Origin of the sequence: Streptomyces sp. NPDC127108 (assembly GCF_042677545.1) — a bacterium.
GTDB lineage: Bacteria > Actinomycetota > Actinomycetes > Streptomycetales > Streptomycetaceae > Streptomyces.
The window spans coordinates 44,967-58,800 of record NZ_JBHXTE010000013.1; the positions used below are offsets into that span (position 1 = coordinate 44,967).

The following is a 13,834-nucleotide window of genomic DNA, read 5'->3' on the forward strand; positions in this document are numbered from 1 at the left end:
GGCGCGCGCGAAGGGGGTGGGCCCGGTGCGGGCCCACCCCCTGGTCAGGCCCCGGTCAGGAGCAGGCCTTGTAGAAGTGCTTCCAGCCGCTGGTGGGCATGGTCGGCGGCTCGGCCGGGGTGCCGGTCTTGCCGTACTGCTGCTGCAGGTCGTAGTCGTACTTCCCCGGGCCGGTGCCCGGCTTCGACAGGCGTACGGACCGCTCCCACACGCCGTCACCGGCGTTGTTGAGGACCGCGAGGTCCGGGTACGCGTCGCCGCCGTAGTTGGCGATCCGGATCTGCTTGGCCTCGCCCTGGGTGCCGATGTCGGACTTCCGGGGGGTGGCGGAGGCCAGGTTCGCGCGCTTGAGCGGGCCCGGACGGTACTCGGCGACGCGCGCCGTGTTGGGGTCGTCCCCGCCGGCCGGCTTGACGATGTTGACGACCATGTCGAGGGTGCCGTCGTTCTGGAAGTCGGCGACCGCGGCGGTCGTGACCTCTCCGGACCTCGTGCCGAGCAGCTTGCTGACGGTGTGCTTGGTGCCGAACGAGCCGCTCGCGGTTCCCCACTGGACCGTCATCTTGAGGCCGGTGTGCCCAGGGTTGATGATCTTGTCCGGGCGGCCGTCGCCGTCGAGATCGCCGACCAGCGTCGTGGCGCCGGCCAGACACGGGGCCGCCGCGGCCGCCTTGCCGGACCGGTCCGCGCCGCCCGGAGCCGAGGACCCGGCCGCACTCGCCTGGTATCCCGCGACCGTCAGGGTCAGAGCGGCAGCCGCGGCCGACGCGGCGATCAGCCGTGAGCGCTTAAGCATGTACGAACTCCTCATGTCGTTGCGGTGAAGCCGTCGAGCCCCACGTCCATCAGCGTGCCGGGTGATCCGTGCAAAGGGCCAATAAACCCGGGCAGTTAGGGACACTGGAATGTAAAAGTGGCCCTTGGCCAGGGGAGATGTGTGCCGCCTGGAACGCCGGGGTGGAACGCTCCGCCCGTCGGCCCGTCGGATTCGGTCCCCTCAGCCCGTCGGATAGCGCCCCCGCAGCACCCGCCACAGCGGCGGCACCGTCCCCGCCAGAGCCGTCGCCGCGACCACCGTCACGATCAGGAACGCCTGGACCGGCGGGAGGTGGGGCAGCGTGCCCGTGAAGCTGAGGCTGAACGCGAGGAGCGGGACGAGGGCCGCCGCGGCGCCCACGATCAGGCCCGTGAAGGCTATCGCCGCCGCCTCCGCGTGGAGCATGCGGCGCAGTTGGGAGCGGGCCGCGCCCGCCCGGCGCAGGAGGGTGAGTTCGGGGCGGCGGCCGATCGAGATCAGCGTGAGGGTGCTCAGGACGGCGACGACCGTGAAGGCCCCGATCGCCCCGACCGCCGTCGCGCCGACCACCTCCCCCAGGGCCTGGTCCTCCGGCTCGACATGGGCGGCGGCGCGCACGGCCCCCGCGCCCCGGTCGAGGCGCACCCCCGGCACGGCCGCGCCGACCGCCCGTGCCGTCCCGGCCCCGCCGTCCGTCGCGACGAGCACCCGGGCCGCCCCCGCACCGGACGTGTGCCGGAGCACCTCGTCCCGCGAGAGCAGGAAGTCCCCGGCGCCCAGGCCCCGTTCGTACAACGCGACCACCCGCAGCCGTCCCTCGGCCCCGTCGCCGAAGCGGAGCGCCACCGTCGATCCCGGCTTCGCGCCGAGGGCACGGGCCCGGTCCGACGAGAGGGCGACCGTGCCGGGGCGCAGGCCGCCCAGGCCGCCCTCGCGGACGTCGGGGTCCAGGACGCGGGTCAGCCGCTCCGGCGTGACACCGAGCACCGGCAGGCGTTCGAGCAGCGGCGACCCCGCCTCCTTGCCGGCGAGGACGACCGTGCTGTGGACCACCTCGGTCGCGGCGGCCACCCCGGGCACGGACCGGATCCGGTCGAGGGCGCCGGACGGCAGGCCGCCGTCCGCCCGCACCACCAGGTCCGCCCTCGCCACCTCCCTGGCCTGCGCCCAGGCCTCGTGCGTGATCGTGGCGCCCGCCGCGAGTTGGACCACGGAGAACGCGGTGACCAGCACGATCGGGGTGATCGCCGCGCCCAGGCGGGCCGCGGCGGCCGTGCAGTTGGCGGCGGCGAGCCTGCCGCCGGGGCCGCCGAAGCGGCGCATGGGGGCGCCGAGCACCCGCATCGCGCCCGTCGCGATCCACGGGCCGAGCACCGCGCACGCGATGACCAACGACACGGCGGCCGTGCTCGCCGCCGCCGCGGCGGCCTGGCCGTGCTGCGCCGCCGCCGTCCCCGCCGCGGTGACGCCTACGCCGAGCAGGACCAGGCCGGTGATACGCCGGGGCGTCCCCGGCGGCGACTCGCGCAGCGCCTCCGCCGGGCGCACCTTCGCCGCGCGTCCGACGGCGAACAGGGCGGAGAGGCGGGCGACGAGGACCGTCACCGCGGCCGTCACCAGGGGAGCCGCCAACAGCCAGGGCGGCAGGGGCAGCCGCAGGCCGTCGGGCAGCGCGCCGCGCGCGTCCAGGAGCGCCCGCAGCCCGAGGTACGCGGGTACGGCGAGGACCGCGCCCACCGCCGCGGCGGCCACCGCGACCCGGCCCACCTCGCGGCCCACCGCACCCCGCAGCTGCCGGGGCGTCGCACCCACGGCCCGCAACAGGCCCAGCTCGTGGCCGCGTTGACGCAGCGCCTGCACGATCGTCGACGACACCACGAGGACGGCGATCATGACCACGGTGCCGGCGACCGCGCCGAGGATCCCCAACATGGTCGCGCGTGCGGGCGCCGCCGCCAGGTGCTCCGCGGCGCCCCGGCCGTCCCCGGTGAGCACCCGCAGCCCCGCCGAGTCCCCGTCGGCCCGGCCCCCGGCGGCGCGCAGCCCCGCCTCGTCCACCGCGTCCCGCACCCTCCCGTACAGCTCGCCCGCGCTCACGCCGGGCCCGGCCACGACGCCGATCGCGTCGACCGTGCCCGCGTGCCCGGCCAGGTCACGGGCCCGCCCCGCCGTGAAGTACACGGCTGCGCGCGGCCCGTCGGCGACACCCACCACGCGGTACGCGGCGTCCGCGCCGCCGACGCGGAGCGCCACCCGGTCGCCGGTACGGGCCCGGCCCGCACCCACGACGACCTCGCCCGGGTGCCGCGGCGCCCGCCCGTCCCGCAGCGCGAACGGCGCCAACCGGGCCGCTTCCCAGGGGCGCCCCGTGACCGACTCGCCCCTGAGGCCCACCGGGAACACCCGGTCGGCGACGGCCGCCTCGACACCCGGCACCGCCCGGACCACGCCGAGCGCACCCTCGGGCACCCGGACCCGCTCGGTCAGCCCCGCCGTCGCCGTCTCCGCTTCGGAGCCCCAGGGCTTCGCGGTGTACCGGGTGTTCTGGTCCCCCGCGACCACGAGGTCCGCCCCCGCGTACCGCTCCACCGAGGCGTGCCCGAGCCCCACCGACGCCACCGCGACCGCGAAGGCCCCGAGCAGCGCGGAGGTGAGCACGAGCGCGGCGAACACAGCGGCCCAGGCCTTGCGATGGGTGCGGGCGGCACGGGAGGCGAGGAGGGAGGTGACTTTGGGGGTGGGCTTGGGCCGCCCGGAGGCGGACGTCGACCGGGGCTCGGACGTGGGCGTGGGCTCTGGCCCATGGGTGGGTGTCGGCGTCGGCCTCGGCCCGGGTTCCAGCGCGGGAGCGGGAGCGGGCGTGGGCGTCGATGTCGGCCCGGTCCAGTGCCTGGGCTTCCTCACGCCGCCACCGCCCCGCGCCCGAGCTGCCGCATCACCGCGTGCACCCGTTCCGCGTCCGGGCGGTGCAGGGCCGCCACCACGCGGCCCTGCGCGAGGAACACCGCCTCGTCGCACCACGCCGCCGCGGTCGGGTCGTGGGTCACCATGACGACCGTGTGGCCGTCCTGGTCCACGGCCTGGCGGAGGAGTGCGAGGACGTCGTGGGCGGTCGCCGGGTCGAGGGCGCCGGTGGGCTCGTCGGCGAAGACGACGGCCGGGTCGGTCACCAGGGCGCGGGCGATGGCGACGCGTTGCTGCTGGCCGCCGGAGAGTTCGGTGGGGCGGTCGTCGGCGCGGTCGCCGAGGCCGACGGCGGCGAGGGCCACGGCCGCGCGCCGGGCCGTCGCCCCGTCGCTGCCGTCGGCGCCGCCCAGCATCAGGGGCAGCGCCACGTTCTCGGCGACGCTCAGCGAGGGCACGAGATTGTGCGCCTGGAAGACGAAGCCGATCCGCTCCCGGCGCAGCCGCGTCAGCGCGGCCTCCTTCAGTGAGCCGATCTCGACGCCCTCCACGCGCACCCGCCCGGACGTCGGCCGGTCGAGCCCGGCCGCGCACTGGAGCAGCGTCGACTTGCCGGACCCCGAGGGCCCCATGACGGCGACGAACCGGCCGCGCTCCACGGCCAGATCGGTCGGGTGCAGCGCGACGACGGCGCCGCGGCGATACGTACGGGAGACCCCGTCGAGGGCGAGGGCGCCGCCGCGGTCCGGACGGGAGACCCCGTCGGGCGCGAGGGCGCTGCCGCGATTCGTACGGGAGACCCCGCCGGGCGCGAGGCCGTCACCGCCGTCGCTCCCCGCCCGCCCCGTCGTCGCCGACCGCGCCGGACCGCGCCGCCTGAACATCCCGTACGCCCTCTCGGAGACTGTCGCGGCACGCGCCGCCCGCCACCGAGAACGCTAGGAATCCGGGGCACTCGGCCACGAGAGGGCACACCCCCGAGGTGGGGGTACAGCCTGCTACACCCCCACCTCGCCGAGGGGCTTGCGCAGCAGTTCCACGAGGGCCGCGACGCTCTGCTCCGAGCGGCCCTCCGCCACCGCGCGGTCCAGGAGCGCGTGCATCGGCTCCAGCCAGCGCGCGTCGAGCCCGGCCTCGGCCGCGACCTCGGCCTCGTCGGCGACGCCCGCGTGGAAGATGCCGATGGACGACTGGGGGGCGTCGTAGGAGCCGCGGTCGATCTCGGTCGCGAGCTGCGGAAGGACGGAGATGATCATCTCCAGCCACTTCGCGGTGTACGGCACCAGCGTGCTCGCCTCCAGACCCCGCGCCGAGACCAGGGCCGCGCCCTGGAAGAAGCCCAGCAGCGCGGGAAGGAGCAGACCGCCGACCGCCGACTCGTACAGCGCCGCCAGGTCCGGCTCGGTGCCCAGGTGCACGGTGTCGCCGCCGATGACCCGCAGCGTGGCCTCGTACTCGTCGAAGAGGGCGCGGTCGCCGCTGTAGTAGTGCAGGGTGTCGGCCGCGCCCACGGCCGCGGGGACGTTCTTGATCGCGCCGTCCAGGAACCGCGCGCCGTGCCCGGCGGCCCAGTCGGCCATCGCGCGGGCACCGGACGGGATACCGGAGTTGACGGTGATCAGGGTGCGCCCGGCGAGGGCTTCGGTGGCCGGTTCCAGGGCGGCGAGGGTCGCCTCGTACGTCGTCAGGCAGGCGATCGTCAGCGGGCTCGCGGCGATCGCGTCGCGGATGTCGGGGACGTGCACGGCGCCCTGCTCGACGAGGGGCGCGGCCTTCTCGGGGCTGCGGTTCCACACGGTGGTGGGGTGCCCGGCCGCGATGTACGCGGACGCCAGGGCCGTGCCCATCGCGCCGAGTCCGACGACGGTCACGGGCGTGTGGGCGTGCTCGGGCATGACGGCTCCAATTCCTGGGGGTACGGGGAGGGTTGAGGGGCCGACGGGCAGTGCCGGCCCCTGATCACCAGGTTGGAGCGCGCTGTGGTTTTCCTCAAGTACCCACTATTTGGTGAGGTACTGACCAATTGGTGCGTGGGTGCCTACGGCTTCCCGGGGTGCAGCCGCGTCCACCCCGCCCACGCCGACTCCACCATCTCGCGCACGTCCCGCTTGGCCGACCAGCCCAGCTCGGCGGTGACGCGGTCGGCGGCGGCGACCACCCGCGCCGGGTCGCCCGGGCGTCGCTCGGTGACCGTCGCCGGGATGTCGTACCCGGTGACGTCCGCGATCAGGTCGACCATCTCGCGCACCGAAACCCCCTCGCCACGGCCGACGTTGAGGGTCAGGTCGGTGGACTCGGGCGCGTCCGCGAGGCGCCGGGCGGCGGCCACATGGGCCTCGGCGAGGTCCGTGACGTGGATGTAGTCGCGCACGCAGGTGCCGTCGGGCGTGGGGTAGTCGGCGCCGAAGATCCGGGGCGGGTCGCCCGCGGTGAGCTTCTCGAAGACCATCGGGACCAGGTTGAACACGCCGGTGTCGGCGAGCTCGGGGCTCGCCGCGCCCGCCACGTTGAAGTACCGCAGGCAGGCCGTGCGCAGCCCGGTCGCGCGGCCCACCGCGCGGGTCAGCCACTCGCCCGCGAGCTTCGTCTCGCCGTACGGACTCATCGGCACGCAGGGCGTGTCCTCGGTGACCAGGTCCACGTCGGGCATGCCGTACACGGCGGCCGACGAGGAGAGGACGAAGGACGGCACGCGGGCGTCGGCGACCGCGTCCAGGAGGACCCTGAGGCCCTCCACGTTCTCCCGGTAGTAGCGAAGCGGCTGCTCGACCGACTCGCCGACCTGTTTCTTCGCCGCCAGGTGTACGACGCCCGTGACCGCGTGGTCCCGCAGGGCGCCCGCGACCAGGTCCGCGTCGAGGGTCGAGCCGACGACGAGCGGCACCCCCTCCGGCACGCGCTCGGCGAGGCCCGACGACAGGTCGTCGTAGACCACGGTCCGCTCGCCCGCCGCCGTCATGGCGCGCACGACGTGCCCCCCGATGTATCCCGCGCCGCCGGTGATCAGCCAGGTCATGGTCAGCTCGTCCCGTCCTGTCGTGTTGGCCCGGGATGTACCCCGGACATCCCGGACGTGCAGTGTCGCAGAGGCCGGATACGCGTCATGTCAGGGGCCGCACGCCTGGTGGCCCGCACGCACGTCGGGGGCTGCACGCCTGGTGGCCCGCACCCACGTCAGGGGCCGCCCCCCGGCGGCGCGCACGCACCTCAGGAGCCGTCCGCTCCGTTCGCCCGCCCGCCCGGCATCCTCCGCACGAACCGCGCGAGCCGCCGCCGCGCCACCGCCACCACCCCGCGGAGCCCCGGCGCGAGCCGCACCGAGAGGTTCCCGGCCTGGGTCGCGTACGGCTGGACGAGCAGCACGCCGTGCCGCCCGCCCGGCACCACCGTGCGGCGCAGCAGCCCGGGCCCGGCCACCGCCCGCGCCGTCGTCTCGCGCGCCGTGCCGTCGCCGAACAGCAGCCGCACGCGCAGGTCCCACACGTCGCCGTCGAGCGCCGCCAGGTCGACCCGCACGTCGGCCACCCACGTCCGGCCCGGCTCCTCGGCCGTGAACGCCGCCGACCTCCGCACCCCGGGCCGCCCGCCGCCCCGGCGCGTCAGCTCCACGTCGACCACCCCGGGGCCCGCCGCCTCGACCCGGCCGTACAGCTCGTGCAGGCGCAGCCGCAGCACGCTCGCGCCCCGGCGCGGACGCAGCTCGGCGTCGACCGCGAGCGGCAGCAGCCGCAGCGGTCGCGCGAGCAGGTGCTCCAGGGTGACCTGGGGCAGGTCCGCCGACCAGACGGGCGTGTCGTCGGCGGCGCGCGCGTACGGCGGGGCGAGCCGGGCCGGGCGGGCCGCGACCTGCTTGAGGCGGTCCAGGTCGCGCGGCTCGGCGGCGGCGAGGACGACCCGGGCGATGACGCGGCCGGGGGCGGGGGCGGCCGCGAGGTCGGCCTCGTCGAACTCGGTGAGGTAGGCGCGGGTGCGGGCCCACCACTCGCGCTGGTACTCCGGGCCGCGCTGGGGCAGCTCCCGGGTGTACATGCGCAGGCCGTGGTCGAGGAACTGGGCGCGGGCCGCCCGCGCGAGCACCTTGTCGCCGTCGGCGGCGCCGCGCAGGATGTCCACGGCCTGGCGGTGCGCCGTGATCCGGGCCCGCCAGTTCTCGATGCCCGCGCGGTCGAGCGAGATCGACAGCTTGGCGGCGGTGCGCCGCACGTGCCACACGTACACGGTGTCCGGGACGAGGGCGATGCGGGGGGCCGCGGCCAGGACCCGGGCGCCGAAGACGAAGTCCTCGTAGATGAAGCGGCCTTCGGGGAAGCGGGCGGCGTGTTCGCGCAGGAAGTCCGTGCGGTAGAGCTTGTTGACGCACAGCGTGTCGTGGACGAGGCGCGGGCGCAGCTCGGGGCGGGTCACGAGCGCGGCCTTGCGGTACAGCTCCGGCTGCCAGGGCACCTCGCGCCCCGACGGCAGCTCGCGCCGCACGCACAGGCCCGACGCGACGTCGGCGTCGTGCCGCAGCGCCGCGGCGAGGAGTGCCCGCGCGCCGCCCGGCGCCAGCACGTCGTCGCTGTCCAGGAACATCAGGTACGGCAGTGTCGCCGCGTCGACGCCGTCGTTGCGCGGGGCGCCGCAGCCGCCGCTGTTGACGGCGCGCCGCACGACCCGCACCCGCCGGTCGGCGGCGGCCAGTTCCGCGAGGACGGCGGGGGTGTCGTCCGTCGAGCAGTCGTCGACCGCGATCACCTCGCCCACCACGGGGCCCTGGGCGAGCGCGGAGCGCACCGCGTCGGCGATGTGCGGGGCGTCGTCGTAGCCGATCACGACGACGGTGATCTGGGGCTCTTGAGGTGAAATGGGGTCCACGGAAGAAATTTTAGGGCTTGGGAGAAATTATCCGATTAGGGGGCTTCGTCATGGAGTGCCGGAGGGGCGCCGGAAGGGGTGCTGGAAGGGGTGCCGGACCGAGCGCCGGACGGGGTTCCGGCGCCGCCCGCCCGCGGCGACGCGCCGCCCACCCGCGCGAGGATCTCGCCGGTCTGCGCGCTCCACGACACCACCACCGCCTCCGGCGGCAGCGGCTGCTGCGGGGCCACCAGGAGCCAGCGCACGTGGTGGCGCCGGACGACGGCGGCGCGTTCGACGGCCGAGGTGGCCGGGTCGAGGTACGCGCGCACCTCGCCAAGGCGCTCGTTGCGCACGGACTCCGGGAGCGACGCGTCCGGCCAGGCGGGCGCGACCAGGTTGACGCCGAACGCCGGGATGGAGCGCATCGGGCGGTAGCCGTCGGTCAGGACGACGTCGCCGCGCTTCATGTGGGCCGCCGCCCAGGCGTAGCTCGGCCAGCGCGGCGGCTGGTCGAAGCCGATCGGGTCGAGGGTGCGGGGCACGACGGCGCCCGCCTGGATCTGGACGAAGCCGACGAGCGCGCCGAGCGCGGTGGCCCCGGCGAGGGCGGCGCGGCGGTTGCCCCAGGCGCGGGGCGCGGTCAGCTCGATGGCGAGGGCGAACTGGAGCGGGACGAGGGTGAGCCCGAGGATCCTGCCGTACGTGTAGTGGCCGCTGAGCCAGCCGTAGCCGACGACCGCGCAGTCCAGGGCGAACATCAGGACCAGGGGGTCCGTGCGGTTCCGCCGCCAGCGCAGGAACAGGGCCGGCAGGCCGAGCGCGGCGAGCCAGAAGCGCTGCGGCATGTCGGTGTAGAGCTGGCGGTGGATCCAGTCGACGCTCGCGTCCCCGACGAGCGCGAGCGGGTTGAAGTACGGCCAGGTGGTGGCCACCGCGAGGGCGGTGAGCCCGGTGAGCGCCCACCGCAGCGGCGACCGCAGGCGCGGCAGCGCGAACGCCGTCACACCGATCACCGCCGCCACCGAGGTGATCGGGTGGATCAGCAGGATCAGACCGCACAGCGCGCCGAGACCCGCGTACGGCCACCAGCCCCGGGGCGCCGCCGCCAGCGAACCCGCCCACGCCCAGGCCCAGAACATCAGCGCGATGCCGAACGTCGACGGATAGCCGAGGTTGCCCGTCATCGACATCAGGCCCAGATAGCCGCTCCACCACGCCATCCGCGTGCCCCACAGCAGGACCATCGCGAACAGGGCGAGGACGGGGGCCCAGGGCCGGGGGGTGAGGACGCGCACGAAGCGGGCGATGCCGGTGAGCAGGACGAGGAGGTTCAGCGGCCCGCTGAGTTTGACGACCTGCCAGCCCGCGAGCCCGGTGGCCTCGGCGAGCAGCGCCTGGGCGACGGCGTACGGCGAGTAGTACGCGCTGCCGTCGCCCGGCAGGTCGGCCATCGGGTGCCGGGGGTGCAGCAGGTCGTCCTTGAGGCGTTCGACGACGGCCGCGTGCTGGCCGAAGTCGCAGCAGATCGGCACCCGCCAGTACGCGAGCGACATCACCAGCCAGAACAGCCCGCCGACGACCAGGTAGGGGCTGGGGTGCCAGCGGATCCCGAAGCCGGTGGCGGTCGCGCCGAGCCGGGCGCGCCGCCGCTGCCACGTCGTCACCCCAGGGGCCGCCGGGCTCTCGGCGGTCGGCGCGGTCGTCGTTCCCGAAGTGCCCGCCGCCGTCATCGCATCAGCCTGTCCGCGACGCGCTCCGCCGCCCGGCCGTCGTCGAGGTCGCAGTAGGCCTCGCGGAACGCCGCGTACGCCTTGCGGTGCCGCGCCGAGACGGAGTCGAGGTCGCGCAGGGCGTCGACGACCTCGCCGGTGGAGGCGAGCAGCGGGCCCGGCGCGCGGGTCTCGAAGTCGAGGTAGAAGCCGCGCACGGTGTCGCGGTAGTGCTCCAGGTCGTAGGCGTGGAAGAGCATCGGGCGCCCCGTGTGCGCGAAGTCGAACATCAGGGACGAGTAGTCGGTGATCAACACGTCGGCGACCAGGAGGAGTTCGGCGGTGCGGGGGTGCCCGGTGACGTCGCGGACGAAGGGGGCGCGGGCGCCCGGGAGCCGCCCGGAGGTCAGCGGGTGCTTGCGCACGAGCAGCACGTGGTCGTCGCCGAGCACGTCCTCGGCGGCGCGCAGGTCGAGGGCGGGGTCGTAGCGGAAGCGGCCGGGGCCGAAGCCGAGGTGGTCGCGGTAGGTCGGGGCGTACAGGACGATCCGTTTGCCGGGGGCGAGGCCCAGTTCGCGGCGGACGCGTTCGGTGACCTTGTGGCGGTCGTCGGCGAACAGCACGTCGTTGCGCGGCGATCCGGCCTCCAGGACCTCGCCGTCGTAGGTGAGGGCGCGGCCCAGGTGCGGCGTCGCGAAGCCGCTGGGGGAGACCAGGACGTTCCACTGCGCGGCGAGCCGGGGCAGCCGGTCGAGGTGGCCGTGGTCGGCGTACAGGGTGTCCGTGAGGTCGGTGCCGATGCGCTTGAGGGGCGTGCCGTGCCAGGTCTGGACGACGGTCTGGCCCTCCCGGCGCGCGAAGAAGTCCGGCAGGTGGCCCGCGGTGACGATGCGGCGGCAGCGGGCCAGGGCCTCGTACCACTCGGCGCTGTGCTCCTCCACGCCGCGCGCGCCCGCGGGGACCCGCGTCTGCTGGTCGTGCGTGACCCACAGATGCTCGACGTCGGCGCCGCGCCGCGCCAGTTCCTCGTGGACGGCGCGCGGCGAGTCGCCGTCGAAGTACAGGACGGCGTCCCGCAGGCTCTCGACGCGCTCTCTCGGGTAGTGCTCGGTGCGCAGCCGGTGGCGCCGGTACGCGCCGCGCTCGGTGGGCGCGAGCACCGACCCGGCGTCGATCAGGAGCCGGTCGCCGAAGCGCCGGTCGGCGGTGATCCGGCGGCCCTGGACCGTCCGGTGGTCCGGCATCGAGGCCCCCACCGACGCGAGCACGCACACCGGCACGCCCGCCCCGCCGTGCCCCGCCTCCCGCAGGAACGCGTACCACCGCCCCTCCCGCAGCACCCCGCCCCCGGGCGCGACGCGGGCCCGGAACCGCCCGTCGGCCAGCTCCACCGGCACGCTCACCTCGTCGTCGCGGCCGCTGTGCCGCAGCACGAGCTCGGCCGTCGGCCAGCTCGCCGCGGCGGCCGTGCCCTCGACGGTGAGGGTGCCGTCGTCGGCCCAGTCGACGCGGTCCGCGACGGGGCGCCGGGTGAGCTCGACGACGAGGCCGCCGCGGTCGTCGGCGGTGGCGCACAGCTCCCGGCCCGGGCGCGTGGCGTAGCGGCCGGGGGGCAGGTCGAGGGCGGCCGCGAGGGGGACGGTGGTGCCGTCGGCCAGTTCGAGGGCGGCGCCCCAGCGGTCGCCGTGCGGCGGCTCGACCTGGGCGGGCGCGCGGTGCGGCGCGGGTGGCACGTCCTCCAGGTCGGTGAGGTGCACGCGGGCCTCGAAGCGGTCGTCGACGAGGGCGACGGGACAGCTGACGGCGCCCGCGCCGGGGCGGGTCAGGCGCAGGGCCTTGGGCCGGGCGGCGCCGGTCGCCGCGCCGGTGCCGGTCCTGATCCCGTTCCCGTTCCCGGTGGTGGTGAGGGTGCCGGTGAGGATCACGTCGCCGCCGTCGGCGCGATGGCCGTCCACCCGCGCCGCGTACTCCTGGACGCGCAGCACGAGGCGTCCCTTGCTGAAGCCGAGGACGAGCCGCAGCCCGTCGCCGAGGTCGCGGGTCAGCGACTGGGCGCGGGAGCCGTCCGCCGCGCGCACGGCGGCCCTGCGCACCGTGCCGTGGCCCGCGACGACCACGCCGAGCAGCCAGTTGCCGGGCTGCCACCGGCCGCCGCTCCGGAGCTGCTCGGGGTCGACGGTCATCTCGAAGCCCGACAGGTCGTAGCAGTGCAGCCGCTGCCCGGAGCGCTCGGTGGCCTCGGGCGCGGGCACGGTCCGCGTCGGCACCCGCTTGAACCGGCCCCTGCTGTGCGCCGACTTGAGCAGCCCCGCCTTCACCGACTGCGCGGGCCGCGCCGCCTCCAGGTTGCGCACGTAGGCGTGGCCGCGGATCCGCAGCCGCCCGAGCTCGTCCCAGCTGGCCTCGTCGAGCCTGGCCACGGCGGGCAGTTCGCTCTGGTCGAGCCGGGTGAGGTCGCGGGGGAGCCGGTCGACGCCCGGGTAGGCCGCGTACCGGCGCAGGGAGCCGCGCACCTCGAACGCCCCCTTGCCGCCCCGCCGTTCGCGGTCGAGCAGCTCGATCAGCTCGCCCGTGCGCCGCTCCCGCACCAGGTGCCACTTCACCCGCAGGTCCACCGGGAGCCGCCGCAGGATCGCGGGGTCGGCGGTGCGCAGGAACTCGGCGGTGTCCGCGAGGAACGCCGCCCGGTACTCGGGCCCGCCCATCGGAAGACCCTCCAGGAAGTACACGAAGTCGTCGCGCAGACAGGAGGCGTCGTACGTGGACTTCAGCTCCGGCGCGCGCTCGGCGAGGAAGCCGCTGACGTGCGCGCAGGCCGCGATGCGGTCGCGCACGCCCTTGACGTCGGTGCGCCGCCGCGTGATGGAGCCCTCGCGCACCCGCCAGTAGTAGACGTGGTCGCTGAGCACGTCCACGGACGAGGCGAGGAAGTGCGCCGGGATCATCACCGGGGTGTCCTCGTACAGCCTGCCCTCGGGGAAGAGGAAGCCGTGCCGGTCCCAGAAGGAGCGCCGGAAGACCTTGTTCCACGCGACCCGGTCGGCGAGCAGCGCCAGATCGCGGGAGATGTGGGTGCGGGTGCGCGGCGCCGTGAGCCACTGGTACTGCCAGGCCTGGGAGCGGCCGCGCTCGGTGAGGCGCCACACGTTGCCGCTGGCGAAGTCGGAGCCGCTGGCGTCCAGGCTCGCGATCATGCGGGCGTACGCGTCGTGCGGCACGATGTCGTCGCTGTCCACGAACGTCAGGTACTCGGCGGCCGGATTCGCGTGCCGCACACCGGTGTTGCGGGCCGCGCTCAGGCCCGCGTTCGGCTGCCGCACGTACACGAAGCGCGGGTCGCGGGCGGCGAAGGCGCGGGCGATGCGGGGGCTGGCGTCGGTGGAGCCGTCGTCGACGAGGACGACTTCGAGCCCACCGGCCCCGGTGTCCCGGCCGCTCCCCGTATCCCCACCGCTCGCCGTATCCCCGCCGCCTCTCGTATCCCCGCCGTCGAGGGTCTGCCGGGCGATCGACTCCAGGCACTCCTCAAGGAACTCCTCGACGTTGTAGATGGGCACGACGACGCTGAGTCGGGGCTGCACGGCGAGCG

8 protein-coding genes are annotated in these 13,834 nt (G+C 75.6%); all 8 read right to left on the reverse strand.

Translation table 11 applies throughout. The features are described 5' to 3' along the window. Positions 1-55: 55 nt before the first annotated feature. Positions 56-796, reverse strand: coding sequence for an FG-GAP repeat domain-containing protein (locus tag ACFVHO_RS13210; RefSeq protein WP_385713036.1), 741 nt, complete (start codon positions 794-796; stop codon positions 56-58). Positions 797-997: 201 nt separating this feature from the next. Next, entirely contained in the window at positions 998-3,700 is a 2,703-nt protein-coding gene (locus ACFVHO_RS13215) for an FtsX-like permease family protein (RefSeq protein ID WP_385713038.1), read from the reverse strand. Beyond that, on the reverse strand, positions 3,697-4,584 hold the full coding sequence (locus ACFVHO_RS13220; protein WP_385713040.1) for an ABC transporter ATP-binding protein: 888 nt from the start codon (positions 4,582-4,584) through the stop codon (positions 3,697-3,699). The genes ACFVHO_RS13215 and ACFVHO_RS13220 overlap by 4 nt, the downstream gene beginning before the upstream one ends. A gap of 114 nt (positions 4,585-4,698) precedes the next feature. Beyond that, entirely contained in the window at positions 4,699-5,595 is an 897-nt protein-coding gene (locus ACFVHO_RS13225) for an NAD(P)-dependent oxidoreductase (protein WP_385713041.1), read from the reverse strand. A 143-nt stretch (positions 5,596-5,738) separates the two neighbouring features. Then, positions 5,739-6,716 carry a UDP-glucose 4-epimerase GalE gene (galE, locus tag ACFVHO_RS13230; protein WP_385713042.1) on the reverse strand — a complete coding sequence of 326 codons (978 nt, stop codon included), beginning with the start codon at positions 6,714-6,716 and terminating at the stop codon, positions 5,739-5,741. A gap of 191 nt (positions 6,717-6,907) precedes the next feature. Next, positions 6,908-8,545 carry a glycosyltransferase family 2 protein gene (locus ACFVHO_RS13235; RefSeq protein WP_385713236.1) on the reverse strand — a complete coding sequence of 546 codons (1,638 nt, stop codon included), beginning with the start codon at positions 8,543-8,545 and terminating at the stop codon, positions 6,908-6,910. Positions 8,546-8,589: 44 nt separating this feature from the next. Further along, a complete protein-coding gene (locus tag ACFVHO_RS13240) occupies positions 8,590-10,266 on the reverse strand; it encodes a hypothetical protein (RefSeq protein WP_385713044.1) in 1,677 nt (558 codons plus the stop codon). Further along, entirely contained in the window at positions 10,263-13,826 is a 3,564-nt protein-coding gene (locus tag ACFVHO_RS13245; protein WP_385713046.1) for a CDP-glycerol glycerophosphotransferase family protein, read from the reverse strand. The genes ACFVHO_RS13240 and ACFVHO_RS13245 overlap by 4 nt, the downstream gene beginning before the upstream one ends. Between the last annotated feature and the right edge of the window lie 8 nt (positions 13,827-13,834).

Excerpts from the sequence above, each read along its gene's own strand:
- ACFVHO_RS13220 (WP_385713040.1), bottom strand. The coding sequence starts at position 4,584 with ATGTTCAGGCGGCGCGGTCCGGCGCGGTCGGCGACGACGGGGCGGGCG.
- ACFVHO_RS13210 (WP_385713036.1), bottom strand. The coding sequence starts at position 796 with ATGCTTAAGCGCTCACGGCTGATCGCCGCGTCGGCCGCGGCTGCCGCT.
- ACFVHO_RS13240 (WP_385713044.1), bottom strand. The coding sequence starts at position 10,266 with ATGACGGCGGCGGGCACTTCGGGAACGACGACCGCGCCGACCGCCGAG.
- galE (WP_385713042.1), bottom strand. The coding sequence starts at position 6,716 with ATGACCTGGCTGATCACCGGCGGCGCGGGATACATCGGGGGGCACGTC.
- ACFVHO_RS13225 (WP_385713041.1), bottom strand. The coding sequence starts at position 5,595 with ATGCCCGAGCACGCCCACACGCCCGTGACCGTCGTCGGACTCGGCGCG.